The organism is Janthinobacterium sp. GW456P, from assembly GCF_002127655.1.
In the GTDB taxonomy this organism is placed as follows: domain Bacteria; phylum Pseudomonadota; class Gammaproteobacteria; order Burkholderiales; family Burkholderiaceae_D; genus Janthinobacterium.
In genome coordinates, this window is sequence record NZ_NEHB01000020.1 from 65,959 (window position 1) to 89,972 (window position 24,014).

Consider the following 24,014-nt stretch of genomic DNA (forward strand, 5'->3'; position numbering starts at 1 on the left):
GGTTGTAGTTGGGGAAGTCGATATTGAGCGATTTGCCATCGGCGGCCAGCTCCACGCGGGGGCGATCCTTGCAATTGCCGACCGTCCACTGCAACACGTCCGTGCCCTGGAAAGCCAGCACTTCATAGCGGTAGGCGCAGCCGCGCTCCTGCGTTTCGACGATCACCACGGTGCGCTCGCCCACGTTTTCCACGCGCGCCACGCGCGCCGTGACGGCATTGGCCAGCGGCACGACGCGAAACGCCTGCGACAGCTTGATCGAATACTTGCCTTGCGGGTCCTTGCGCAAGGTGCCTTCCGTGCCGTCGCGCAGGCGGAAGGTGGACAGCGGCGTGCCGAACAACTCGGCCGTGTCCAGGCCCATCATCACGCCGCCACGGCCGTTCGGCGTCATGGCGCAGCCCGTCAACAGCATACCGGCGGCCACACCCATGGCCAGTTTGCGCCAGTGCGCGAATGCAAAATTTTTATACATTGTCATGCTGGATAACTTTCTCTTATTTCAGTATTCAGGGGTTGATGACGGCCAGCGGATTACCAGGGCCTGGCGGCGGCAAGACTTTCTGGCGGTTGCGCGACAGCACGGTGAAGGCGCCCAAGGTGTCCGGCCCGGCGACGATTTCCAGTTGCTCGCGCTGCAGCCAGGTGCGGATCTCCGCTTCCGTTGCCTCGGCGCGGAACAGCACGCGGAAGCGCACGCCCGTCTCGACGCCGCTGCCGCCATTGCGGAATTCCGCATTGCCGACGACAGCCTGATCCTTCGGCAGGAACAGCCACGCCGATTGCACCACCATCACGCTGGCGGCCAAGGCGGTGACGATCTTCAGCCAGCGGTTCGCATTGGCCGCCTTGACCGGCGTGCTCGTTTTTTGCGCGGCAGCATCGGCCGGAGTGATCTGCAACTGCTGCAGCCCCTGGCGCAGCAACTGCCGGTACGCCACGCGGCCATCCTTGCCCAGTTCGCTCGACAAAGGCGTGCCCGTCAGCGCATAGCCGTCGCCCGGCAGCGCCACTCTGGCAATCACGCCCGGCGCGGCAGCGGCCGCATTCGCGCGGCCATGCGTTTCCAGCCAGCGCACCGCCTGCAGGCGCTCCTGGCTGAACACGCCCAGGCAGGCGCCCAGGTCCGTCACGGCCAGGCTCACCGGCATGTCGCACAGCACCAGGCCCGCGCGCGGGTCGGCGGGCGCGTCGCGTTCCTCGACCACCAGGCCGCAGGCATCCGCATACGATGCGTCCGGCGTGACGAGCCAGCCGCGCCAGCGCTGGCGTGTGCTGTCCCAGGCATCGAGCAGCACGGCGCCAAAGCCGGGGCAACGCGCCAGCAGGTGAATTTGTCCACCCGCGATGGGCCGCCCGGCCAAGGGCGCCGCGTCGCTGCGGCGCGCAAAGCGTTGCATCAAGTGCTCCGGCACGGCAATGCCGCGCCAGTCGGGGGGAGTGCCCGCCACGTCCGCGTCCAGCAATTCGGCGGACGATGGCGGCGAAGGCAGGCGCGCGGCAACGATGGCCAGCGAGGGCGTCAATGCAGTCATGCCGATGGCCTTTCATCAGGGTTCGTGTGGGTGGACACGGGGTCCATGTGCAGGGATAACGCGGCCACGCACAGAATATCCAAAACTATTTGCGCCGCCTGCATATCGCGCGCGGCCAGGGCATCGCCCACGCGCAGCTTGAGCAGGGTCAAGACCCAGCTGCCCAGCAAGGTGGCGCGGTGGGCCGGCTCGACGATCTGCCGTCCCGCGCTGGCGGGATCGCCCTTCTGCCGGTGCACGAGGCCTAATTTTCCGCCGTGGTAATGCGCGGACGCGATCTGCTCGGCCAGTTCCTTGACGGGCATGCCGCCGCAGCCGCAATGGCGCAGCAGCAAGATCAAATCGCGGGGCAAGGTGGCGATGAACACGTCGGCCGCGTCGCGCACTTGCTGCGGCGTGAGCTGGTAGTCGCGCAGCGGCGCGGCATAGGCGTCGGGCGCCTGCAAGTCGCAGCCCTCCTGCGCATCGGCATCTTCGTCATCGCGCTGCTTGCGCAACTGGTCGATGATGAAGCGCTTGAAGTACAGGTACAAAGCACCGACGTGGTGGGGCGCGGCGTCGCTGTCGCCGTGCAGGATTTTTTCGATGAAAAACTGGTGGCGCAAGTCGGCCAGCGAATCGCCCAGCGATGCCGCCTCGCGCGGACGGCACGGCGTCAGCGCGGCGATGACGCGCTGGTAAAACTCGCCCAGTTCGTCTTGCGACAGCCGCTGGCGGCGCGTCCAGAAGTCATGAATGCGTTCAAATTGTTCCGATTGCAAAGCCGGTCCGATCGTGTGTTGGGCGGCACGCGCCACTGGCCGGCGGCGACGCGCACCGTGCGCTGGCCAGACAAGAGAAACTTGTCAGTAAGGTAAAATGCATTTAAGCAATTTTCTCATATCACAGTCAAAATCGCTAACTTTTGTTACTTTCACGACAATCCCCGAGACGCCGATGCAACGCCTGATTCCCCTGTTTTTCAGCTTGTTCTTTTTACTGCTCAGCAACGTCGCGCACGCCGCCGCGCCAACGGCTCCCCCCAAGCGCATCGCCCTCGTGATCGGCAATGCGGCCTATCCGCAGCCCTTGCTGAATCCCGTCAACGATGCGCGCGCCATGGCCGAGCGCCTGCGCCGCCTGGGCTTTGAAGTGCTGTTGCGCACGGACATCAATGCGCAGCAGCTGCAAAAGGCATCGGCCGAGTTTTCCACGCAAGCACGCGGTGCCGATATCGCTCTCGTGTTTTACGCGGGCCACGGCGCGCAGGCGGGCGAAGCCAATTATGTGCTGCCGCTGGGCGCCAACATGCAGGCACTGAGCGCGTCCGCCATCGCCGCGCAGGGCGTGTCCGTTTCCAGCCTGGCGGGCGACCTGCAGCGCACGGGCGCGCGCGGCGCCGTGCTGATCCTCGACGCTTGCCGCCAGGAATATACGCGCGGCGGCGCCGTGATGGTGCCCGGCGGCGGCAACGCGGCCAGCCACGGCTTTGCCGACACCCAAGCGCCGCGCGGCGTGGTGATCGCCTATTCGGCCGGGCCCGGCGCCCTGGCGCGCGATTTCTGGTCGCCCGATTCGCGCAATAGCCCGTACACGAGCGCCCTGCTCGACGCGCTCGATGCCCCGGGCCTGCCCATGAGCGACGTGTTTTCACAAGTGGCGGCGCGGGTCGCCGCCATGACGCACGATGTGCAAAGGCCGCGCGTGTCATTTGGCGAAACGTCGGCCCGCCTGGTGCTGAACATGGGCAGCGGCAAGGGCGTCAGTCCGCCAGCCCCCGGCGTGCTGGCCAGCACGCAAGGTCAGGGCGGCATGCGCGCACCGGTCCCGGCACCTGCGCCAGCGGTGGAAAAACCGGCCGCACCAGGCGCCAAGATATGGCCAGGCAATGTGCTGCAAGACATTAACTATGAAATCCGCATGCAGATCGCGGCGCGGCCGTTTCCCCGCCAGCAGCTGGAAAAGCGCGCGCGCGGCGGCGACCTGGTGGCGCTGACGGCCCTCGGCTACGGCATCGGCGGCGGCGATGCGGGAATCAAACAGCCGAAGGCGGGCATACAGTGGCTGGAAAAGGCGGCCGCGAAAGACTTTCCTATCGCCCAGACCTATCTGGCCGAATTGTTGATGGTCAAGGGCGACCCGGCCTCGCTGAAACGGGCCGGCGTGCTGCTGGACGCCGCCTCGCAAGCCGGCTACAGCCCCGCCCACGCCTACAAATTCGATCTGGCGCGGCGCACGGGCGCGCCGCCGCAGGACGCGGCCCGCCATCTGCAGGACGCCTTCATGGGCTTGATGAAGGATTACCAGGGTGCCGCCAAGGACTTCATGCAGCCGCCAAAAAAATAATTCAAAATAATTTTAGATTTCCCTGAACTGCCCCCGTTATCCGTGGGTACATGCAATACAGCATGACAGTGACCAGGGAAATCTCATGCAACCATCCAGCCCAGCAGCAATCACCACCGGCCAACGGGGCCGCATCCTCGCCTACCAAGCAAGCGGACAAGGTTCCGTCAGCGTGGCCGGCATTCAACATGCGTTCGACATCAAGTTCCACTGGCGCTCGGACGTGGCGCCCGTCATCAACGCCGTCGTCGACGTGCGTTTCGATGAGGCGGGCAGCCTCGCCAGCGTCAGCGCCGTGGCAACCCAGCAACTGGCCCAGGAAGAGATGGCCGGCGCGGCGAAACTGGCGCGCGAAAAAAGCCAGCAACTGTGGGGCCGGGCCGTCTCGGCGCTGGGCATCCCGGTGCTGGCCAGCCTGGGCATCTTGATCGCCGGCGCCTTCATTTTCAACACCATCGGCATCCGTTTGTTCGCCACCGTGTCGCGCACCTACTGGCAGTTGCTGGGCCTGTCCGCCGACAGCCTGGAAAGCTTTGGCCGCGATGGCGGCAGCGGTTTTAGCTCGGCCCAATTTTTCTTCCTGTTGGCCATTGCCGCCTGCTGCGCCACCATGGCCAGCAGCCACCCGAAAGCGGCGCTGGGCAAGTGCGCGCCGCTGCTGTTCATCGTCATCCACAGCAGCTTGCTGTTCATCAAGATCAAGGGCGCCGTCAGCGATGCCGGCAGCGCCATGGGCGGCATCATGGGCAACCGCGCGGCCCGCATGGCCGAACAGATGGCCAGCGAAATGCTGGGGCAAGTCTGGCAAGGCATGTCGTTCGGCATCGGTTTTTACCTGCTGCTGGCCGCTTCCATCGTCCTGGCGGCCTATGGCGTTGGCGAATACAAGCGTAAAACCATCGGCTAAGTCACCTCACACATTCACTAAAGGAAATATCATGAACCGTACCCTGCCCGCCCTTCTCGCCATCGCCCTGATCCTGTCCGCCTGCGGCAAGACGGATAACGCCACACCAGTCGCCTCCACCCCCGTTGCGGCGAACGTCGCCGACCTGGCCGCCAAGGCGCAAGTCAAGGCGGCGGCCGCCAGCCTGCCGCAAGCGGACCCGGCGACGCCAAACGCCAGCTATGTCGACATCACCAGCGGCAACCAGTTGATGTACAGCTACCTCGCCCTGTCCGGCGTGCCGCCCGACTACGCGGCCGTGGCGCAGCGCATCTCGCGCGAATATGCGGGCAGCAACGACGCCTTCCGCAAGCAGGAAGTGCTCGACGCCCTGAAACCGCAGATCGATGCCAAGGTCAATGAAGCCAAGACGAAGCGCTACCTGCGCTACCAGATCAACGGCCAGGGCGCGCTGTCGCCGTACGTCATGGACAAGGCCGCCTTCCCCGCCAAGTTCGCCGACGCGGGCACGTACTACTACATGTACGACAACGGCGACTACAAGCTGGCATTCACGAACGGCGATGGCTATTCGCTGCTGAAAGTGGACCAGGAGGCGGCGCGCAAGATCGAGGCGGCCCGCAGCGGCTACAAGGATTTCGCCATCATCGTGTACGCCTATGCCCAGGAAGCGGACATGGCCAGCAACCAGGTCAAGGCGCAGATCGTCAAGGTGGCGATCAAGCTGAACGGACAGGAAATTCCTGTCAGCCAGGCGCTGTAGAACGAGCTCGGTTACACTGTTCGCCACATTGCATCGGGATAGTGACATGGGCGAACAGACACTGGCGGAACAACAGCTGGCCAAGGGCCGGCAACTGCAGCAGCAAGGCAAGCTGATCGAAGCGATCAACGCCTACCAGGCTGCGTATCAACAGGACCCGGCCCTGGCCGAAGCGCAGCATTTCCAGGGCCTGGCGATGCTGGAGCTGGGCCAGGGCACGCTCGGCCTGGGCCTGTTGAAACTGTCGCTCAGGCAGCAGCCGGAGAACGCCCTGTTCCACTACAACCTCGGCAACGTGCTGCGCGGCACGGACAGCGAGGCGGCGCTGGCCAGCTACGCCACGGCGGCGCGGCTGGCGCCGCACGAACACGATTTCGCCATCAGCCATGCGGAATTGCTGCTGGGAAAACAGCGGCTGATGGAGACCATCGCCGAACTGGAACGGGCCCACGCCCTGCGCCCGCAGCGCTGGCAAACCCTGCAGGGCCTGGCCGAGCTGTATTACCGCACGGGACAGCAGGAACTGGCACTGACCCGCTACGCGCAAGCCCTGGCCCTGCACCCGGCGCTGGAACAGACGTGCCGCATCGGCTTTGCCAGTCCGCAAGCGGAACACACAGAAACGTTGACACCGATCGACGCCTCGCCATCGCTGCAGGATTTCTTGCGCGAAACGGATTTGCACATCCTCGACGATTTCCTGCCCGATCCCACCGCCTGGCGCGCGCAGGCACTGGCGCTGCCGTTCGAGCAGCAGCGCTATGCGGGACAAAACTATCCGGGCAGCCAGACGGCAGGCCAGCCCAGCCAGGCCATCATGGAACGCATCGCCACGGCGCTGGGCCGTCCCATCCGCTTTATCTCGCCCGACAACGGCTCCTACCGCCTCAGCTATGCGGATGCGATGGCGCGCACGGATATCCACGTGGACAACGAGACGGGGAATAATTTCAATTTTTATGCCGGCGTGCTGTATCTGAATCCGCCCGAGCAGTGCCAGGGCGGCACCACGTTCTGGCGCCACCAGCCCAGCGGCTGGTACCGGCGCCTGCCGGAAGCGGACGTGAAAGCGGGCGGCTACGCCAGCTTCAAGGATTTCCAGAAACGCTGGTTGCCGAACAGTAAAGTACAGAAATTCAACGACTTACAGGAACAGCGCGACAGTTGGCAAGCGCTGCTGGAAGTGCCGATGCGCCACAACCGCCTGATCGTCTACAAGGGACACTACTTTCACTCGATCAGCAATGTGTTTGGCGACACGCCGGAAAATGGCCGGCTGGTGCAGCTGTTTTTCTTTGAGGTGCCGGATTGAGCTATACGCAGTAAAAATCGCCGAAGTTCGCGACGGCGCCGAAGAAAATGTTCGGGGCTAGGCGCCGTGCCGCAGGCAGTACGAATGTACGACAAGGCACGGCAACAACGCCACGGACGTTTTATTCGGTGATCGTCAATACATGTCCGCAGCCGTGGCGCGCACTGCCTTTAGCAGCATATCCGCCCCCGGCGACAGCAGATGGTCCTGCTGGCGGATGATGCCGAAGGCATCCATCTTGCACGGCAGCTCGATCGGCAGGATGCTCAGCACGTTCAGCGATTCATAGTAATGCGCCACTTCCGTCGGCATCACGTGCAGGGAATCGGTCTGCTGCAGCAGGGACGTGATCAGCAGCAAGGCGGTGGTGTCAACCACGTCGACGGGCGGCTCCAGGCTGGCGCGGCGGAACATCATGTCGAAGCGGTGGCGCAGGATGCTGCCTTGCGGCGGCAAGATCCACGGCTGGCCCGCCAGATCCTTTAACTGCAGATTCTTGCGCGACAGCAGCGGATGGCCATTGCGCGCCACGGCACTGGCCGGCTCTTCCGTCAACTCCTCGTAGATCAGACCGGCGCTGCTTTCCTTTTCCAGGATGCGCCCGATCATGAAGTCCAAAGTGCCATGCTGCAGCATGTCCATCAGGGTATTGCTGTGCTCCAGATGCACGCCGATGCGCATCAAGGGCGCCTGCTGCTTGATGCGGGCGATTGCGCGCGGCAGCAAGGCCATGGCCGGCGTCATGATGACGCCCACTTCCACCTGGCCCGTCAGGCCCGACTTCAGGGCCACGATGTCGTCATGCGCCAGGGACAGGCTCGTCAGGGCCATGCGCGCGTGGCGTATCATCGTTTCGCCGTAGATGGTCGGCTCCATGCCGCGCGGCAATCTGTCGAACAGGCGCACGTCCAGCATCTCTTCCAGGTCCTTGATTTGCTTGGACGCGGCCGGCTGCGTCATGTGCAATTCCTCCGCCGCGCGGTGGATGTTGCGCTGCTCGTCAAGGGCGATCAGCAGCAGCAATTGCCGCGTCTTCAGGCGGGCTCGCAAGAACCAGTTGGGGTTGAGGGTATCCATGAATAAATCATATCATGATCGATATCGGTTTTAACTCAATATCGATGTTATAGATATCGGTGTGTCTCCTTTTGATGAAATGGCTCAGGATGCCTTGCAGGCGGCGCTCGGGTTGGCAGCCGGGCCAGCCGTTTGCTGGATGAATTCGATCATGCCGTCCGGCTTGTATTTCAGCTCTTCCACGGCCACGGAGCGCCGGTATTCTCCGCCGCCGGGCAACTTGTCGTTGTGATAGAAGATGTAGGACTTGCCGTTGAACTCGATGATGGCTTGGTGGATGGTTTTCACGACGGCATTCTTGTCCATGATGGTGCCGCGGAAATGCCACGGCCCCGTCGGCGTGGGCCCCGTCGCATATGCCGTTTCCTCGGGGAAGTTGCGCGAGTACGACAAGTAATATGTGTCCGCATGCTTGTGCAGATAGGCCGCTTCCGTGAACGCATCCATGCCGAAGGTCAGAATCGGGCCATCGAGCTCCGTCATATTGGCTTTCAGCTTCGCATATTTCAAGACCGTATTGCCCCAATAAAGGTAGGCCTGGCCATCCGTATCGATGAAGACGGCCGGGTCGATGTCGTCCCAAGGAATGGCCGTCTGTTTCGTCATGTCGTTCGTGATCAGGGCGCTGCCGCGCGCGTCGACGAACGGCCCCGTCGGGCTGTCGGACACAGCCACGCCGATGGCCTTGCCGGGGATGGTCTTGTGGTCGACGGTCGAATAGAAATAGTATTTGCTGCCGCGCTTGACGATGTCGCCCGCCCACGCATCCTTGCCGGCCCAGGCAAAAGTGGAAAAGCGCACGGGCGAGCCGTGATCGGTCCAGTTGGCCATGTCGCACGTCGAATACACGCGCCACTCGTTCATCCGGTAATCCGTATCCGTGGCGCTCGCTTCATCGTGGCCCACGTACAGGTACACCCTGCCATTGTCGACCAGCGCGGCCGGGTCGCCCGTGTAGATATTTTTCACGATGGGGTTGGCCGCCTGCGCGCCAGGTGCCGCACAGGCGAGCGCCGCCGCCATGCCGATGGCGGCACGTGTATGTTGCTTGAACATCAGATTAACTCCCCTTGGTATTTTTCTGGCCCATGGCCATCAGTCTTTGCACGACGCAAAAGACGAACAGCAAGCCGCCGATGACGATCTTGGTCCACCACGAGCTGAGCGTTCCGTCGAAGGCGATCAGGGTCTGGATGGTGCCGAGCACGAGCACGCCGGACAGGGCGCCCGCCACGTAGCCATAGCCGCCGCTAAGCAGGGTGCCGCCGATGACGACGGCGGCAATCGCGTCCAGTTCCGTGCCTTGCGCGTGCAAGCCATAACCGGACAGCATGTAAAACGAAAACAGCACGCCGCCGAGTGACGCGCAAAAGCCGCTGAAGGCATAAATGAACACCTTGGTGCGGCCCACGGGCAGCCCCATCATCAGGGCCGACTGCTCATTGCCGCCGATCGCATACACGGCGCGGCCGAACGGCGTGGCGTGCGCCAGCCAGATGGCCAGCAGCAGGGTCAGCACGGCAATGACCACGCCGGGCGAGACGAAACCGCCGAGGAAGCCCAGCTGGGTTTGCGACATGGCGACGAACAGCGGGTTATCGATGGTGATGGAATTGATGCTGATCAAGTAGCACAGCCCGCGCGCCAAAAACATGCCGGCCAGGGTGACGATGAAGGGCTGCAGCTTGAAATAATGGATCAGCGCGCCCATGCCGGCACCAAATACGCTGCCCAGCGCCAGCACGGTGGCAATCACCAGGAGCGGCGGCCAGTGCGCCACGTTGAGCAGCCAGGCGGCGATCATGGTCGACAGGGCCAGCACGGAACCGACGGACAGGTCGATGCCGCCGGAGACGATGACGAAGGTCATGCCGACGGCAATCACCAGCAAAAAGGCGTTATCGATCAACAGGTTAAAGATCACTTGCGTCGACAGCAGGCCCGGATAGGCGGCGCCGCCCAGGCCCAGCATCACCACCAGCAGCAAGACCGTGACGAGCGAAGTGAAATACGGGGTGTGCAGCAAACCCTTCATGCTTTTCTCCGATGCAGCAATTGCTTGAATTCCGACGATTGCGACAGGCAGACGAGGAAGACGACGACCGACTTGACGACCATGTTCACTTCGGGCGGCACGCCCAGCGAATAAATCGTGTAGGTCAGGGTCTGGATGATGAGCGCGCCGATCATGCTGCCGACCAGGCTGAACTTGCCGCCGGCCAGCGACGTGCCGCCCAGGGTGACGGCCAGAATGGCGTCGAGTTCCAGCATCAGGCCCGCGTTATTCGCATCGGCGCTCTTGATGTTCGAGCTGATCATCAGCCCCGACAGGCCAGCGCAAGCGGCGCAAAACACGTAGACAAAGAAGATCAATGTCGCCGTCCGGATGCCGGCCAGGCGCGCGGCGACGGGATTGATGCCGACGGCCTGGATGAACAGGCCCAGCGCCGTCTTGCGCATCAGCACGGCGGTGATGATAAACACGGCCGCGACGAGAAACAGCGAGAACGGCAAGCCGAACAGGTAGCCGCTGCCGATGAAAAAGAAGGGCTGATAATAGACGGTGACGATCTGCCCATCCGTCAGCAATTGCGCCAGGCCGCGCCCGGCCACCATCAAAATCAGGGTCGCGACGATGGGCTGCAAGCCCAGGCCGGCCACCAGCACGCCATTCCAGGCGCCGCACAGCAGGGCCGCACCCAGGGCCGCCGCCAGGGCCCAGCCCATGGGGATGTTGCTGACGTAGGCCGGCACGCCATTTTCCATCACCATGGTGCCGCCGATCAGCATGGCGGCCACGGTGCCGGACAGGGCCACGACGGCGCCTACGGAAATGTCGATGCCGCGCGTGGCAATCACCAGGGTCATGCCCAGCGCGGCCAGCATCAGCGGCGCGGCGCGGTTGACGATGTCGATCACGCTGCCGTACAGGTGGCCGTCGCGGATTTCCAGGTGAAAAAAGCCGGGAATGGCGCAGAAGGCCACCAGCAGCAACAGCAACAGCGCGGCCAGGGGCCGGCTCAGGGGGTGGTGTAAAACGCTATGCACAATGGAAGAATCCGTGGTGGCAGCCGCCCGCGCCGCAGGGGCGGCGGGCGACGATGTGGTCATGCTCATGCTGTCTCTCCGGCAATCACTTGCAACACGGAACTGTCATCGAGTTCGCCGCGCGCATAGTCGCCGCATGCCTTGCGGTCGCGCATGACGACAATACGGTCACTGCAGCGCAGTACTTCCGGCAATTCGGACGAGATGAACAGAATCGCCATGCCCTTGCGGCACAGTTCGACCACATAGCGCATGATTTCCTGCTTGGCGCGCACGTCGATGCCGCGCGTCGGTTCGTCTAAAATCAGCATGGCCGGCGAGGTCACCAGCCAGCGCGCCAGCAAGGCCTTTTGCTGGTTGCCGCCCGACAGGCTACCGATCGGCGTCTCGATGCTGGCCGTCTTGATGCCCAGCGCCTTCACGTATTCGTCGGCCAGCGCCTGCTGGCGTTTAAAGGGGATGGCGCGCAGCAACCCCGTGCGGGCTTGCAAGGCCAATATAATGTTTTCGCGCACGGAAAGCGATAAAATCGCGCCCTCGTGCTTGCGGTCTTCCGAGCAAAAGCCAATGTCGCGGGCAATCGCGTCGCGCGGCACGGCGAACTGGCGCGGCTGGCCCTGCATGGTGATCGTGCCCGAGTCGGCCTTGTCGGCGCCGAACAGCAGGCGCGCCAGTTCCGTGCGGCCCGAGCCGAGCAAGCCGGCCAGGCCCAGCAATTCACCCTGGCGGATGTGGAAATCCATGGGCAGCAAGGCGCCCTTGCGGCCCAGTCCTGTTGCTTCCAGCACGGCCGGACCAAAGCTGGCCGCGTCCGCTGCTGGCGCCAGATCCAGTTCTTGCGCCTGCGTATCGGCCGCCACGCCGATCATTTTATTGACCAGCGCCAGGCGCGACAGCTCGCTGCACGCATACTCTCCCTCGCGCTCGCCGTTGCGCATCACCGTGATGCGGTCGGAAATAGCGTAGGTCTGGTCGAGAAAGTGGGTCACGAACAGGATCGCCATGCCCTGCTCGCGCAGGCGGCGCAGCACGGAAAACAGCAGATTGACTTCCGCCTCGTCCAGGCTGGACGTGGGTTCGTCGAGGATCAGCACGCGTGCCGAAATATTCAGCGCGCGCGAAATGGCCACCATTTGCTGGATCGCCAGCGGAAAACTGGACAATTGCGCCGTGACATCGATATCGATTTGCAATTGCTGCAGCAAGGCACGCGCCTGCTGCTGCATGGCGCGCCAGTCGATCATGCCGAAACGGCGCGGATAGCGGCCGATAAAGATATTTTCCGCCACCGACAGGTTCGGGCACAGATTGACTTCCTGGTACACGGTGCTGATGCCCAGCGCCTGCGCATCCGAGGTGGACGCAGGGGCGATGGGCTTGCCCTCAAACAAAATCTGGCCGCTGTCGGGCGTGTAGACACCCGTCAGCACCTTGATCAGGGTCGATTTCCCGGCGCCGTTTTGCCCCATCAAAGTGTGCACTTCACCCGGATACAGGCGCAGGGCAACGTCGCTGAGGGCTTTGACGCCGGGAAAGGACTTGCTGATGCCGCGCAACTCCAGCAAGGGAGCTGGCGCGGCAGTGTGATGCGCTTGCGTCTTCATCATGCGGCAAGCTTAGTACTTACGGTTCGGGAATTCCTTGGCGGCCACCTCGGCAGGGAACACGCCTTCCACCGTCGTGATGCGCGCCGGCACGGGTTTGCCGGCCACCACATCGCGGGCAATCGACATCAGTTGCGGACCCAGCAGCGGGCTGCACTCGACGGTGACGTTCAGCTTGCCGGCGATCATGGCTTCGAACGCGCCTTTGACGCCATCGATCGAGATGATGATGATGTCCTTGCCCGGTTTCATGCCCGCTTCTTCGATGGCCTGGATGGCGCCGATGGCCATGTCGTCATTGTGCGCGTACAGCACGTTGATCTTCTTGCCTTCGGCCTTGAGGAACGCTTCCATCACTTCCTTGCCCTTGGCGCGCGTAAAATCGCCCGTTTGCGAACGGATGATCTTCAGCTTGGGATTCTTGCCGATGACTTCCTGGAAACCTTCCTTGCGGTCGATGGCCGGCGCGGAACCGACCGTACCCTGCAGTTCGACGATGTTCAGTTGCGCGTCCGGAGTTTTCTTGGCGTACTCAAGCAGCCATTGACCGGCGCGGCGGCCCTCTTCCACGAAATCGGAACCGATGAAGGTCACGTACAGCGATTTGTCGGCCACATTGACGGCGCGGTCCGTCAGGATGACGGGAATCTTGGCGGCCTTGGCTTCGCGCAAGACCGTATCCCAGCCGGACTCCACGACCGGCGAGAAGGCGATCACGTCGACTTTTTGCGCGATGAACGAGCGCAGCGCCTTGACCTGGTTTTCCTGTTTTTGCTGCGCATCGGCAAATTTCAGGGTCACGCCATCTTTCTTGGCCGCCTCCTTGATGGAGACGGTATTGGCGGTGCGCCATTCGCTTTCGGCGCCGACCTGCGAAAAACCCATGACGAGGGGCTTGGCGGCAAACGCCGACGAGGTGGCGAAGGTGGTGGCGGAAGCGGCCAGCAGCATGGCGCTGGCGAGCAGGGTGCGGCGTGTCAATGTCATTCTTGTCTCCAGTTTTTTTGGAATACCATCACAGCCGGATGCCGGATGGGCGGTTTTTTATGAACCCATGGTAGGAGAAAGCAACATAGCCATCCAATCAATTCTTTTTCGCTTGCGATACCGATTTGCGTATCACCTTCCGCCCATCCCCTGGCCCGCTTACCGTTTGGCGGCCGGCAATTCGCGGCTCTGGTAGCGGTTCAACTCGCGCGGGTCCACCTGCGGCCAGCCCTCCTTGTCCCACGTCATGGGCAATATCTTGAGCTTTTGCAAATAGTTGTCCGCCGTTTCGTAGGCGTGCAGCACCAGGTAATCCTTGCCGTCAAACGTGTAGGCGCTGTTGTGGCCCAGGCCCCGCCAATCCTTGTCGCCTTTCAGCAGCACCGTGCCGCCGCCCTGCGCCATGTCGCGGCCATCCTTGTCCAGATACGGCCCCGTCACGCTTTTCGAACGGCCCACAGCCAGATGGTAAGTGCTTTTTTCCTTCTGGCAACACAGCCCCCAGGAAACGAAGAGGAAGTAATCGTCGCCGCGCTGGAAGATGAACGGCGCCTCGATTTCCTCGGGCGCGGGCTTGAATTCGCCTGCCCGTGGCGGCAGCGGCACGCGGCGCGCCAGCGAATGCCACTCTTGCGGTTCCGCAATGGTTTTCCAGTCGGCGTTGAGTTTCACCAGCTTGATGCCGTTCCAGAACGAGCCAAAGGCCATCCACGGCGTGCCTTTGGCATCGGTGACGATGTTCGAATCGATGGCATTCCACTCGTCGCGCTCGGGCACCGATTGCAGCAGCATGCCCTGGTCGACCCAGCGATAATCGGGCGCGCGGGGATTCAGGGTGGTATTGACGGTGACGCCGATGCCGGAGGTGTTCTTGCCGAAGCCGGACACCGAGTAGTACAGGTAATATTTGCCGTCATGGAACTGCACATCGGGCGCCCAGATATGGTCGTCAAACGACGGTGCGGCCGTCTTGGCCCAGGCCGGCTGGCCCGCGAAGACGCGCCCTTCCGGCTGCCAGTCGCGCATATTCTTCGAGCTGTAGAAAGTGATGCCGGGGCCCGTGCTGTATAGATAATACGTGTCGCCTTCCTTGGCCATCACAGGGTCGTGCACACTGACCTGGGCCGCGTGCGCGGCCGCCAGGATCGCCAGGGTGCTCAGGACGGCGGCCGCGCCGCGTGTCAATAAGTGCATCGTGTTCTCCAATATGAACGGGCCGGCCCATCATGCAGGCCGGCCCGATGAATGACAAGGGGCGAAAAGCTTACTCGACCGCCACCACCACGACGGCCTTGGCGGGCACTGACACGGTCAGCTTGCCGCCTTGTGCCTGGGCATTAAACGCCACCGGCTGCACGGCTTGCGGTTGCGCAAAGCTGTTGACGGCATCCATCTTGCCCGCGGTCAGCACGCGGCCCGTGACTTTGGCCACGGGCTTGCCGGCCAGGGCCACGCTCACGTCGACGGCCTTGTGCGGGTTCGTGTTGACCAACGACAGATACACCTTGCCATCCTTGCCGCGCGCGGCCGAGGCGCTCACCTCTGGAATGCTGACCTTGCCCAGACTGTACTTGCCATTGCCGGCGATGGCGACCGGCAGCGAAGTGGCGTCCTGGAACGGCACATACATTTCAAACGCGTGGTACGTAGGCGTAAGGAAATATTTATCCTTGTCGGTGATGATCATCGCCTGCAGCACGTTGACCATTTGCGCGATATTCGTCATGCGCACCCTGTCCGCGTGGGCGTGGAAGATATTGAAGTTCAGGGCGGCGACGAGCGCGTCGCGCAAGCTGTTTTGCTGGAACAGGAAGCCCGTGTTGGTGCCCGGTTCCACGTCGTACCAGGTGCCCCATTCATCGACGTAGAGACCCGTCTTTTTCGAAGGATCGTTTTTGTCGATGGCGGCGAGATTGTTCTTGATCAAGCTATCGATGCGCAGGGTGCGGCTCAGGGTGGAAATCCACTCATTTTCACCAAAACCCGTGGCGGCTCCTTTGTGTTCCCAGACGCCGGTCGGCACCGTGTAGTAGTGGAAACTGATGGCGTCCATCATGTTCGGCTTGATCTCGCGGCTCAGGGTGCTGGACCAGCTGGTGTCGTCGTCATTGCCGCCGCTGGCGATGAATTTCGGGCGCGCGCTTTCCGGCGTCTTCATGAAGCTGTGATAGTGCTTGTACAGGTCGGCATAGTATTGCGGACGCATATTGCCGCCGCAGCCCCAGGCTTCATTGCCAATGCCGAAGTAATCGACCTTGTATGGCTGCGCGCGGCCATTCTTGCGGCGCAGCTCGGCCAGGGTGGACTTGCTGTCCGAGGTCATGTATTCGAGCCATTCCGACATTTCCTGCGGCGTGCCGGAACCGAGGTTGCCGTTGATATAGGTCTGCGCGCCCAGCAGCTCGGCCAGGTCGAAGAATTCGTGCGTGCCGACGGCGTTCGACTCTTCCACGCCGCCCCAGTTGGTGTTGACCTTGGTGGGACGCTGGGCGCGCGCGCCGATGCCATCCTTCCAGTGGTATTCATCGGCAAAACAGCCGCCCGGCCAGCGCACCAGAGGAACGTGCAACTGTTTCAGCGCCCCCAGCACGTCGTTGCGCCAGCCTTTGGTATTCGGGATCGGCGACTCCGGCCCCACCCACATACCTTCGTAGATGCCGGTTCCCAGGTGTTCGGCGAACTGGCCGTAGATGTTTTTATTGATCACGGCGCCAGGCTTGGCCACGTCGATGGTGACGTTGACGGGCGCGGCAAAAGCGCTGCCGCAGGCCATGGCCAGGCTGAAGGCCACGATGCTGGTATGGACGAGTTTCATGCTGTCTCCTGTTTTTAAGTGAAAAGCAAGGGCCGGGGTCAGCCCCGGCACAATCTGGATGTGGCGATGCCTCTCCTGCTACGGAGTGGGAGGCATACACGAATGGGATAAGGCGGGAAGGCCCGCGCCCGACAAAACGCCCAGGGCTAGGCGCCTTGCCGAAGACAGTACGAATGTACGGCTAGGCAAGGCAACAACGCCCTGGACGTTTTGTCAGACCCAGCCGGCGTCGACGATGAATTCCTGGGAGGAGCACATCGCTCCATCATCGGAGGCGAGGAACAGCACCATGGCGGCGATGTCCTGCGGCATCAGTTTATTGGGCAGGCACTGGCTTTTCTTGATTTCCACTTCGGCCGCGTCGTCGACCCACAGGTCGATCTGGCGCTGCGTCATGACCCAGCCGGGCGTGACCGTATTGACGCGGATATTGTGGGCGCCGTAATCGCGCGCCAGGCCCCGCGTGAGACCCACGACGGCCGCCTTGGTGGTGGCGTACACGGGGTAGCCGCCCGACTTCATGTGCCAGGAAATCGAGCTGACATTGATGATGGAGCCGCCGCCCTTGCGCTTCATGCCTTCGAAGACGGCCTGGCAGGTGAAGAACATGGGACGCTGATTGATCGCAATACGCTCATTCCAGTAGTCCAGCGTCACGTCCTGCGCCTGGTGGCGCTGGTCGTTGGCGGCATTGTTGACGAGAATATCGAAGTCGCCCAGCTTCTGCGCCAGTTCCGCCATGACGGCTTGCAAGGATGGAATATCGGTGATGTCGCAATGGCGGAACAGGGGCGCCGTCCAACCCGCTTCGCCCAGGCGGCGGCACAGGGCCTCGCTCGCTTCCACGGCGATATCGACAAACGCCACCAGCGCGCCCTGGGCGGCAAACTCCGCCACCAGGGATTCGCCGATGCCGCTGCCGCCGCCCGTGATGAACACGCGCTTGCCCTGCAAGCTGCCATATTTCGCCAATTGCTTCATCTTGTCTCCACCTGTTTATTTTTATGTACACGTGCACCGCAGCGTACCGCATTCGATATGCGGCTCGCCGTGCTGTTATTCCTTGCCCAGCACGCCATCCTTGCGGCGCCAGATACTGAGCGGATTATCATCGCGCAGCGACTCCGGCAGCAAGTCCTGCGGCAGGTTCTGGTAGGACACGGGACGCAGGAAGCGGTTGATGGCGGCCGTGCCCACCGAGGTGCTGCGGCCGTCCGAGGTGGCCGGGAACGGGCCGCCGTGCACCATCGCCGTCGACACTTCCACACCGGTCGGGAAACCGTTGGCCAGGATGCGGCCCACGCGGCGTTCCAGCACGGGCAGCAAACGGCGCGCATTGTCCAGGTCGCCCGCATCCATCTGCAGGGTGGCCGTCAGCTGGCCTTCCAGGCTTTCCGTGATCGCCAGTAATTGTTCGATGTCGCGGCACGCCACCAGCAAGGATGCCGGGCCGAACACTTCATCGCGCAAATCGTGCCTGGCCAGGAAGGCCTCGCCCGAGGTGACGAACAGGGCGGCGGCGCCCTTGCCTTCCTCGCCCGTGTTTTGCACCAGCGGCGTCACGTCCGCGTGCTGCGCCAGCGCGGCGACGCCCTTGGCATAGCTGCTGGCGATACCGGCCGTCAACATGGTGGCGGCCGGGGCCGGCGCCAGCGCTTCGGCGGCAGCGGCGGCAAACGCCGTAAAGTCCGGACCTTCCAGGCCCAGCACGAGGCCGGGATTGGTGCAGAACTGGCCCACGCCCATGGTCAGCGAGGCGGCAAAACCGCTGGCGATCGCCGCGCCACGGGCCGCCAGCGCCTGCGGCAGCACGAACACGGGGTTGATGCTGCTCATTTCCGCATACACGGGGATCGGCTGCGCACGCTCGGCCGCCACCTTCATCAGGGCGATGCCGCCCGAACGCGACCCCGTGAAACCGACGGCCTGGATGGCCGGATGCGCGACCAGGGCCTGGCCGATGCCGTTGCCCGTCCCCGTCAGCAGGGCGAACACGCCGGCCGGCAGCTTGCAAATGGCAATCGCTTTTACAATGGCGCGCGCCACCAGCTCGGACGTGCCCGGATGGGCCGAGTGGGCTTTCAGCACGACGGGGCAGCCGGCCGCCAGCGCCGAGGCCGTATCGCCACCGGCGACGGAAAAGGCCAGCGGGAAATTACTGGCTGCAAACACGGCGACGGGGCCCAGGCCGATCATGCGCAAGCGCAAGTCGGGACGCGGCGGCACGCGCTCCGGCAACGGGCTGTCGATGCGCGCATCGGTCCAGGAACCCTCGCGCAGCAGGCCGGCGAACAGTTTCAATTGGCCCACCGTGCGGCCGCGTTCGCCTTCCAGGCGCGCGCGCGGCAAGCCGCTTTCCGTCATGGCGCGCACGATCAGCTCGTCGCCCAGTTCGCCGATTTGCGCGGCGATGGTGTCCAGAAAATCGGCGCGCTGCGCATCCGTGGTGGCGCGGAACGGGTCGAAGGCGGCTTGCGCCAGGCGGCATGCCTCGTCGATTTGCGCCACGTCCACCATGTGGAAGGCGGGCGCGATGTGCGCGCGCGCGGCCGGGTCCCAGGCTTCGAAGGAACCGCCATTGCCCTTGACGGCAACGCCGCCGATCAATGCATCACCGGTGATATTGAAACTCATAATGTGCTCACTTTCGCAAATGCGGTTGGGAAGACGTCGAGGCGGTTGCGCAAGGCAGGGCCAAAGGCCGACGCTTCAATTTCAAAGGTTTCGCCCGGCGCCACGCTCACGCCATCGGCAAAGCTCAGAGTGGCCGTGCCGAAGAAATGCACGTGCACGTCGCCAGGGCGCTTGAACAGCGGATACTTGAAGTGATGGTGTTCCAGGTTGGCGATCGTGTGCGACATATTGTCTTCGCCGCTGACGAACGCCTTTTCCCAGCGCACATTGCCGGCCACGTCCAGCACGCGTGAGGTGCCGGCGATGTGCGCGGGCAATTCGCCCACCAGCAGGGCCGGACCCACGCTGCACACGCGCAGCTTCGAATGGGCCAGGTACAGATAGTTCTGGCGCTCCGTGACATGGTCCGAGAATTCATTGCCGATGGCGTAGCCGACCCGGTAGGGTTGGCCGTCGTCGCCGATCACGTACAGGCCGGCGATTTCCGGCTCCTCGCCGCCATCGAGGGCAAAGTCCGGCATGCGCAGGCTCTGGCCGCTGGCGCGCACGATGGAGCCGTCGCCTTTATAGAACCATTCGGGCTGGGCGCCGGCCGTGCCGTCGGCCGGCTTGCCGCCTTCCACGCCCAGGCGGAACATTTTCATGGAGTCGCTCAGGGACTCCGCATCGCCGCCGATCTTCTTGTGCATGGCGTCGCGCGCGCCGGCGCTGCCCAAATGGGTCAGGCCCGTGCCCGTCACATAGCAGTGCGCCTCGTCCGCATGGTCGAGCGGCGCCAGCAGGCGGCCGCCGGCGGCCACGTCCGCATACAAGTGCGTCGTGTTGCCAACCGTGGCATTGACCAGCTCAGCCAGAGTGATACGCTTGCGGATGGCGTCTTGCGCCAGCGCATACGTCGTGTTGTAGCCTTCGATGACGCGGATCTGGTCGTCTTGCAGCAGGCCGACGTGGCGGCCGCCGTGTTCATTCGTAAATTGCAGCAACAGCATGGGATTCTCCGCTTAGTGTGAGTGGCGCGGCACGGCGGAACCGCGATTGCCGACCAGGAAGTCGAAATCGCAGCCTTCATCGGCCTGCAACACGTGTTCGATGTACAGCTGCTGGTAGCCGCTCTTCGGCCCGGGCGCGCTGCCCAGTTCGCGGGCCGCCAGGCGCTCGGCGATTTCCGCGTCGCTGATGTCGAGGTTCAGGCTGCCGTTGTGGCAATCGAGGGCGATCATGTCGCCATCGCGCACGATGCCCAGCGGGCCGCCCGCCATCGCTTCCGGCGCCACGTGCAAGACGACGGTGCCGTAGGCCGTGCCGCTCATGCGCGCGTCCGAAATGCGCACCATGTCGGTGATGCCTTGTGCCAGCAGTTTCGGCGGCAAGCCCATATTGCCCACTTCGGCCATGCCCGGATAGCCTTTCGGGCCGCAGTTCTTCATCACCAGCACGGAGTTCGCGTCGACGTCCAGATCCGGATCAACGATGCGGGCCTTGTAATGTTCAAAATCCTCGAAGACGACGGCCTTGCCACGGTGCTGCATCAGCTGCGGCGAGGCGGCCGAGGGTTTGAGCACGGCGCCGCGTGGCGCCAGGTTGCCACGCAGCACGCAGATGCCGCCATCGGCCAGCAGCGGGTTGTCCAGCGTGCGCACCACTTCGTCGTTGTAGATCGGCGCTTCGACGCAGTTGTCCCAGATTGACTTGCCATTGACGGTCAGCGCATTCTTGTGCGGCAGCAAGTCGCCTTCGCCCAGGCGGCGTATCACGGCCGGCAAGCCGCCCGCGTAGTAAAACTCTTCCATCAGGAAACGGCCCGACGGCAGCAGGTCGACGATGGTCGGCGTGCCGCGGCCTACCTTGGTCCAGTCTTCCAGTTCCAACGGCACGCCGATGCGGCCGGCAATCGCTTTCAAGTGAATCACGGCATTGGTCGAGCCGCCGATGGCGGCGTTGACCTTGATCGCGTTTTCAAACGCCTCGCGCGTCAACACTTTGGACAGGCGCAGGTCTTCGTGCACCATTTCAACGATGCGGATGCCCGACATGTGCGCCAGCACGTAGCGGCGCGAATCGACGGCGGGAATGGCCGCGTTGTGCGGCAGGGACGTGCCCAGCGCTTCGGCCATGCTGGCCATGGTCGAAGCCGTGCCCATGGTGTTGCAGGTGCCGGCCGAGCGCGACATGCCCGATTCGGCCGACATGAACTGGTGCAAGGTGATGGAGCCGGCCTTCATCTGCTCGTGCAGTTGCCACACGGCCGTGCCGGAACCGATGTCCTTGCCGTTGAGCTTGCCGTTCAGCATGGGGCCGCCGCTGACGACAATAGTCGGGATGTCGACGCTGGCCGCGCCCATCAGCAGCGCCGGCGTGGTCTTGTCGCAGCCGACCAGCAGCACGACGGCATCCATCGGGTTGCCGCGGATCGACTCTTCCACGTCCATCGAAGCCAGGTTGCGTGTCAGCATGGCCGTCGGGCGCAGATTCGACTCGCCGTTCGAGAAGACGGGGAATTCCACGGGAAAACCGCCCGCTTCCAGGATGCCGCGCTTGACGTGTTCGGCCAGCTGGCGGAAATGCGCGTTGCAGGGCGTCAGTTCGGACCATGTATTGCAGATGCCGATGATGGGCTTGCCGTGAAATTCATGGTCGGGGATGCCCTGGTTTTTCATCCAGCTGCGGTACATGAAGCCGTTCTTGTCCTGCGAGCCGAACCACTCGGCGGAGCGCAGGGCTACCTTCTTTTTTGTCTCAGACATGCCATTCTCCTGGTTGTGCCATGCCGGATCTAAGGTCGTCGGCCCGGGCAGCGATGTTGGAATACTAAAGAATCCAGCCATGCCTTTCCAATCAATTTTTAATGCGTTCCGATACCGAAAACGATATCGGCATGCACCAATGAAAACGCCCTGCGCGCGCGTGGCGGCAGGGCGTGGCAGGTTTCAGATCGGCGCCCCCGCCGGCAAGGACCGGGGCCAGACGATCATTCTGCGGAAAACCGATACACCGTTTCCGTCTGATATACCTGGCCCGGCCGCAAAATGGTGCCAGGAAAATGCGCCTGGTTCGGCGAATCCGGGAAATGCTGGGTTTCCAGGCACAGCGCGCTGCGGTAGCTGATGGCGCGCAGCTTGCCGTACTGGCTGCTGTCGAGGAAGTTGCCGGAGTAGAACTGGACACCCGGCTCCTGCGTATACACCTGCATCACCCGCCCCGAAACGGGGTCGCGCACGGTGGCGGCCAGCTCCAGCAATCGATCCGCCTTTTTATTCAGCACGAAGTTGTGATCGTAGCCGCGGCCGATGCGAATCTGTTCATGCGGCAAGTCGATGCTCGCGCCGATGACGGTGGGCTGGCGCAAGTCGAACGGCGTGCCGGCCACGTCCGCCAGTTCGCCCGTGGGGATCGAGCCCGCATCGACGGGCAGGTAGCGGTCCGCGTGAATGGACAGCTCATGGCCGAGGATATGGCCCTGCCCCGCCAGGTTGAAATAGCTGTGGTTGGTCAGGTTGACGGGCGTGGCCTGGTCCGTCACGGCGTGGTAGCGCAGGCTGAGCGCATTGTCATTATCGAGTTCATAGACGACGGTGACGTCGAGCTTGCCCGGATAGCCATCTTCGCCATCCGGGCTGCTGCGGGTGAACGTGACGCCCACGGCATCGTCCCTGGTGAACGGCTCGGCTTGCCACATGACCTGGTGAAAGCCCTGATTGCCGCCATGCAAGTGATTCGGCGCATTGTTGACAGCCAGCTGGTAATCCTTGCCGTCGAGGCTGAAGCGTCCCTTGGCGATGCGGTTGCCGAAACGCCCGATGACGGCGCCGAGAAACGGCGCGTTGTGCAGATACGGTTCGATGCGCTCGAAACCGAGCACCACGTCAGCAAAGCGGCCGTCGCGGTCCGGCACGTGGATTTCGCTGATGATGGCGCCAAAGTCGAGCACTTTCACCTGCATGCCCTGGCGGTTCGCCAGGGTAAATACGCTGACATGCTGGCCATCGGGCAGGATGCCGAACGGCGCTTGCGTCACTGAAACAGAATCAACTGGGGTCATGGCGTCGGGTCCGGAACGTTACAGGGTCGATGAGCGGCCAAACACGGGCATGCCTTGCGCATCCCAGCGCAGCGGTTTGACAAAGGTATGGCGGTCCGGGTTCCACAAAGGGKCGCCAACGATTTCCGTGTAGGTGCGGGCATGGTACACCAGCAACACGCCGTCGCCATCGGCGGCCGTGGTAAAACTGTTGTGGCCGGGGCCGTAGATGCCGTGCTCGTAGCAGGTGGCAAACACGGGCTCGGGCGACTTGGTCCAGGAAGACGGATCGAGCAGGTCGGCGGACTCGTCGGCCCACAGCAAGCCCATCGCATAGTTTTCATCGGTGGCGCTGGCCGAATAGCTGATGAAAATCTTGCCATTGCGTTTCAGCACGGACGGCCCTTCGTTGACCCAGAAGCCGCGGATTTCCCAGTCGAATTCCGGCTTGCTCAGCATCACGGGCGGGCCGGCCAGCTGCCAAGGCGTAGCCATGGGCGCGATGTACAGGTTGGAATTGCCTTCGATGGCGACATCCTTCTGCGCCCACAGGTAGTACAGCACGCCGTCGTGCTCGAACGTGGTGGCGTCCAGGCAGAAGGTGTCGATGCCCGTGTCGATCTGCCCCATGAATTCCCACTCGCCTTCCAAGGGGTTGGCATGCGTATTGCGGATCGCGTACATGCGGTGCTGGAACAGCTTATGCTTGATTTCGCGGCTCGGCGCGGCGGCGAAATACACATACCAGGCGCCCTGGTTGAAGTGCAGCTCGGGCGCCCACACCAGTTCGCTGTACGGCCCCGTGTCCGGCTTGTGCCACACGTCGGCAGTGGGTGCGTCGGCCAGGCCGGCGATGCTGCCGGCGCGGCGCAGTTCGATGCGGTCGTACTGGGGCACGGAGGCCGTAAAGTAATAATAGCCGTCGCTGTGACGGGTGATATGCGGGTCGGCGCGCTGTTCGATCAGCGGTTTCAAGATGTCTGCCATGT

Annotated in this window: 20 protein-coding genes and 1 pseudogene; 4 read left to right on the plus strand and 17 right to left on the minus strand. The window is 63.1% G+C overall.

All coding sequences use genetic code 11. The features are described from left to right. From CBW66_RS18660 to CBW66_RS18670, 3 genes and pseudogenes are all read right to left on the minus strand, one after another. Window positions 1-481: pseudogene (locus CBW66_RS18660) on the minus strand (hypothetical protein); the annotation flags it as partial. Window positions 482-509: 28 nt separating this feature from the next. Continuing rightward, complete coding sequence (locus CBW66_RS18665) at window positions 510-1,535, minus strand: hypothetical protein (RefSeq protein ID WP_086140683.1); 1,026 nt, start codon at window positions 1,533-1,535, stop codon at window positions 510-512. Continuing rightward, entirely contained in the window at window positions 1,532-2,296 is a 765-nt protein-coding gene (locus CBW66_RS18670) for a hypothetical protein (RefSeq protein WP_086148684.1), read from the minus strand. Before CBW66_RS18670 ends, CBW66_RS18665 begins: the two co-directional genes overlap by 4 nt. Before the next feature lie 175 nt (window positions 2,297-2,471). Between CBW66_RS18670 and CBW66_RS18675 the strand changes: the two genes are divergently transcribed. From CBW66_RS18675 to CBW66_RS18690, 4 genes are all read left to right on the plus strand, one after another. Continuing rightward, window positions 2,472-3,860: a caspase family protein gene (locus CBW66_RS18675; RefSeq protein ID WP_170933088.1), complete on the plus strand. Its 1,389-nt coding sequence runs from the start codon at window positions 2,472-2,474 to the stop codon at window positions 3,858-3,860. Window positions 3,861-3,945: 85 nt separating this feature from the next. After that, window positions 3,946-4,767, plus strand: a complete 822-nt coding sequence (locus tag CBW66_RS18680) for a hypothetical protein (RefSeq protein ID WP_086140686.1) — start codon at window positions 3,946-3,948, stop codon at window positions 4,765-4,767. Between the two features lie 31 nt (window positions 4,768-4,798). Then, window positions 4,799-5,530, plus strand: a complete 732-nt coding sequence (locus CBW66_RS18685) for a hypothetical protein (protein WP_086140687.1) — start codon at window positions 4,799-4,801, stop codon at window positions 5,528-5,530. Between the two features lie 46 nt (window positions 5,531-5,576). Then, window positions 5,577-6,842, plus strand: a complete 1,266-nt coding sequence (locus CBW66_RS18690; RefSeq protein WP_086140688.1) for a DUF6445 family protein — start codon at window positions 5,577-5,579, stop codon at window positions 6,840-6,842. Between the two features lie 135 nt (window positions 6,843-6,977). Here CBW66_RS18690 and CBW66_RS18695 read toward each other — a convergent pair whose 3' ends face one another. From CBW66_RS18695 to CBW66_RS18760, 14 genes are all read right to left on the minus strand, one after another. Beyond that, on the minus strand, window positions 6,978-7,919 hold the full coding sequence (locus CBW66_RS18695; protein ID WP_035823672.1) for a LysR family transcriptional regulator: 942 nt from the start codon (window positions 7,917-7,919) through the stop codon (window positions 6,978-6,980). Window positions 7,920-8,003: 84 nt separating this feature from the next. Further along, window positions 8,004-8,975: a glycoside hydrolase family 43 protein gene (locus CBW66_RS18700; RefSeq protein WP_086140689.1), complete on the minus strand. Its 972-nt coding sequence runs from the start codon at window positions 8,973-8,975 to the stop codon at window positions 8,004-8,006. 4 nt (window positions 8,976-8,979) lie between these two features. Continuing rightward, window positions 8,980-9,954, minus strand: a complete 975-nt coding sequence (gene yjfF, locus CBW66_RS18705) for a galactofuranose ABC transporter, permease protein YjfF (protein WP_086140690.1) — start codon at window positions 9,952-9,954, stop codon at window positions 8,980-8,982. Next, window positions 9,951-11,036, minus strand: coding sequence for an ABC transporter permease (locus CBW66_RS18710; protein WP_170933089.1), 1,086 nt, complete (start codon window positions 11,034-11,036; stop codon window positions 9,951-9,953). The genes yjfF and CBW66_RS18710 overlap by 4 nt, the downstream gene beginning before the upstream one ends. Next, window positions 11,033-12,574 (minus strand): sugar ABC transporter ATP-binding protein, encoded by a 1,542-nt coding sequence (locus CBW66_RS18715; protein WP_230492276.1) that lies wholly within the window; start codon window positions 12,572-12,574, stop codon window positions 11,033-11,035. Before CBW66_RS18715 ends, CBW66_RS18710 begins: the two co-directional genes overlap by 4 nt. A gap of 9 nt (window positions 12,575-12,583) precedes the next feature. Beyond that, the gene (locus CBW66_RS18720) at window positions 12,584-13,558 is read right to left on the minus strand and encodes an ABC transporter substrate-binding protein (RefSeq protein WP_086140691.1); all 975 of its coding nucleotides are present in this window, start codon (window positions 13,556-13,558) and stop codon (window positions 12,584-12,586) included. A 159-nt stretch (window positions 13,559-13,717) separates the two neighbouring features. Then, entirely contained in the window at window positions 13,718-14,752 is a 1,035-nt protein-coding gene (locus CBW66_RS18725) for an arabinan endo-1,5-alpha-L-arabinosidase (protein WP_086140692.1), read from the minus strand. Between the two features lie 70 nt (window positions 14,753-14,822). Further along, a complete protein-coding gene (locus CBW66_RS18730) occupies window positions 14,823-16,373 on the minus strand; it encodes an alpha-N-arabinofuranosidase (protein WP_086140693.1) in 1,551 nt (516 codons plus the stop codon). A gap of 213 nt (window positions 16,374-16,586) precedes the next feature. Then, on the minus strand, window positions 16,587-17,354 hold the full coding sequence (locus tag CBW66_RS18735; RefSeq protein WP_086140694.1) for an SDR family NAD(P)-dependent oxidoreductase: 768 nt from the start codon (window positions 17,352-17,354) through the stop codon (window positions 16,587-16,589). A gap of 75 nt (window positions 17,355-17,429) precedes the next feature. Beyond that, a complete protein-coding gene (locus CBW66_RS18740; RefSeq protein ID WP_086140695.1) occupies window positions 17,430-19,007 on the minus strand; it encodes an aldehyde dehydrogenase (NADP(+)) in 1,578 nt (525 codons plus the stop codon). After that, window positions 19,004-19,996, minus strand: a complete 993-nt coding sequence (gene araD1, locus CBW66_RS18745) for an AraD1 family protein (protein ID WP_086140696.1) — start codon at window positions 19,994-19,996, stop codon at window positions 19,004-19,006. The genes CBW66_RS18740 and araD1 overlap by 4 nt, the downstream gene beginning before the upstream one ends. A gap of 12 nt (window positions 19,997-20,008) precedes the next feature. After that, complete coding sequence (locus CBW66_RS18750) at window positions 20,009-21,751, minus strand: IlvD/Edd family dehydratase (RefSeq protein ID WP_086140697.1); 1,743 nt, start codon at window positions 21,749-21,751, stop codon at window positions 20,009-20,011. Window positions 21,752-21,975: 224 nt separating this feature from the next. Continuing rightward, window positions 21,976-23,046: an aldose epimerase family protein gene (locus CBW66_RS18755; RefSeq protein ID WP_086140698.1), complete on the minus strand. Its 1,071-nt coding sequence runs from the start codon at window positions 23,044-23,046 to the stop codon at window positions 21,976-21,978. 18 nt (window positions 23,047-23,064) lie between these two features. After that, entirely contained in the window at window positions 23,065-24,012 is a 948-nt protein-coding gene (locus CBW66_RS18760; RefSeq protein ID WP_086153656.1) for a family 43 glycosylhydrolase, read from the minus strand. Between the last annotated feature and the right edge of the window lie 2 nt (window positions 24,013-24,014).

What these genes read in the sequence shown, in the direction of transcription:
- CBW66_RS18665 (WP_086140683.1), bottom strand. Translation starts at nt 1,535, where the DNA reads ATGACTGCATTGACGCCCTCGCTGGCCATCGTTGCCGCGCGCCTGCCT.
- CBW66_RS18675 (WP_170933088.1), top strand. Translation starts at nt 2,472, where the DNA reads ATGCAACGCCTGATTCCCCTGTTTTTCAGCTTGTTCTTTTTACTGCTC.
- CBW66_RS18680 (WP_086140686.1), top strand. Translation starts at nt 3,946, where the DNA reads ATGCAACCATCCAGCCCAGCAGCAATCACCACCGGCCAACGGGGCCGC.
- CBW66_RS18685 (WP_086140687.1), top strand. Translation starts at nt 4,799, where the DNA reads ATGAACCGTACCCTGCCCGCCCTTCTCGCCATCGCCCTGATCCTGTCC.
- CBW66_RS18690 (WP_086140688.1), top strand. Translation starts at nt 5,577, where the DNA reads ATGGGCGAACAGACACTGGCGGAACAACAGCTGGCCAAGGGCCGGCAA.
- CBW66_RS18695 (WP_035823672.1), bottom strand. Translation starts at nt 7,919, where the DNA reads ATGGATACCCTCAACCCCAACTGGTTCTTGCGAGCCCGCCTGAAGACG.
- CBW66_RS18700 (WP_086140689.1), bottom strand. Translation starts at nt 8,975, where the DNA reads ATGTTCAAGCAACATACACGTGCCGCCATCGGCATGGCGGCGGCGCTC.
- yjfF (WP_086140690.1), bottom strand. Translation starts at nt 9,954, where the DNA reads ATGAAGGGTTTGCTGCACACCCCGTATTTCACTTCGCTCGTCACGGTC.
- CBW66_RS18710 (WP_170933089.1), bottom strand. Translation starts at nt 11,036, where the DNA reads ATGAGCATGACCACATCGTCGCCCGCCGCCCCTGCGGCGCGGGCGGCT.
- CBW66_RS18715 (WP_230492276.1), bottom strand. Translation starts at nt 12,574, where the DNA reads ATGATGAAGACGCAAGCGCATCACACTGCCGCGCCAGCTCCCTTGCTG.
- CBW66_RS18720 (WP_086140691.1), bottom strand. Translation starts at nt 13,558, where the DNA reads ATGACATTGACACGCCGCACCCTGCTCGCCAGCGCCATGCTGCTGGCC.
- CBW66_RS18725 (WP_086140692.1), bottom strand. Translation starts at nt 14,752, where the DNA reads ATGCACTTATTGACACGCGGCGCGGCCGCCGTCCTGAGCACCCTGGCG.
- CBW66_RS18730 (WP_086140693.1), bottom strand. Translation starts at nt 16,373, where the DNA reads ATGAAACTCGTCCATACCAGCATCGTGGCCTTCAGCCTGGCCATGGCC.
- CBW66_RS18735 (WP_086140694.1), bottom strand. Translation starts at nt 17,354, where the DNA reads ATGAAGCAATTGGCGAAATATGGCAGCTTGCAGGGCAAGCGCGTGTTC.
- CBW66_RS18740 (WP_086140695.1), bottom strand. Translation starts at nt 19,007, where the DNA reads ATGAGTTTCAATATCACCGGTGATGCATTGATCGGCGGCGTTGCCGTC.
- araD1 (WP_086140696.1), bottom strand. Translation starts at nt 19,996, where the DNA reads ATGCTGTTGCTGCAATTTACGAATGAACACGGCGGCCGCCACGTCGGC.
- CBW66_RS18750 (WP_086140697.1), bottom strand. Translation starts at nt 21,751, where the DNA reads ATGTCTGAGACAAAAAAGAAGGTAGCCCTGCGCTCCGCCGAGTGGTTC.
- CBW66_RS18755 (WP_086140698.1), bottom strand. Translation starts at nt 23,046, where the DNA reads ATGACCCCAGTTGATTCTGTTTCAGTGACGCAAGCGCCGTTCGGCATC.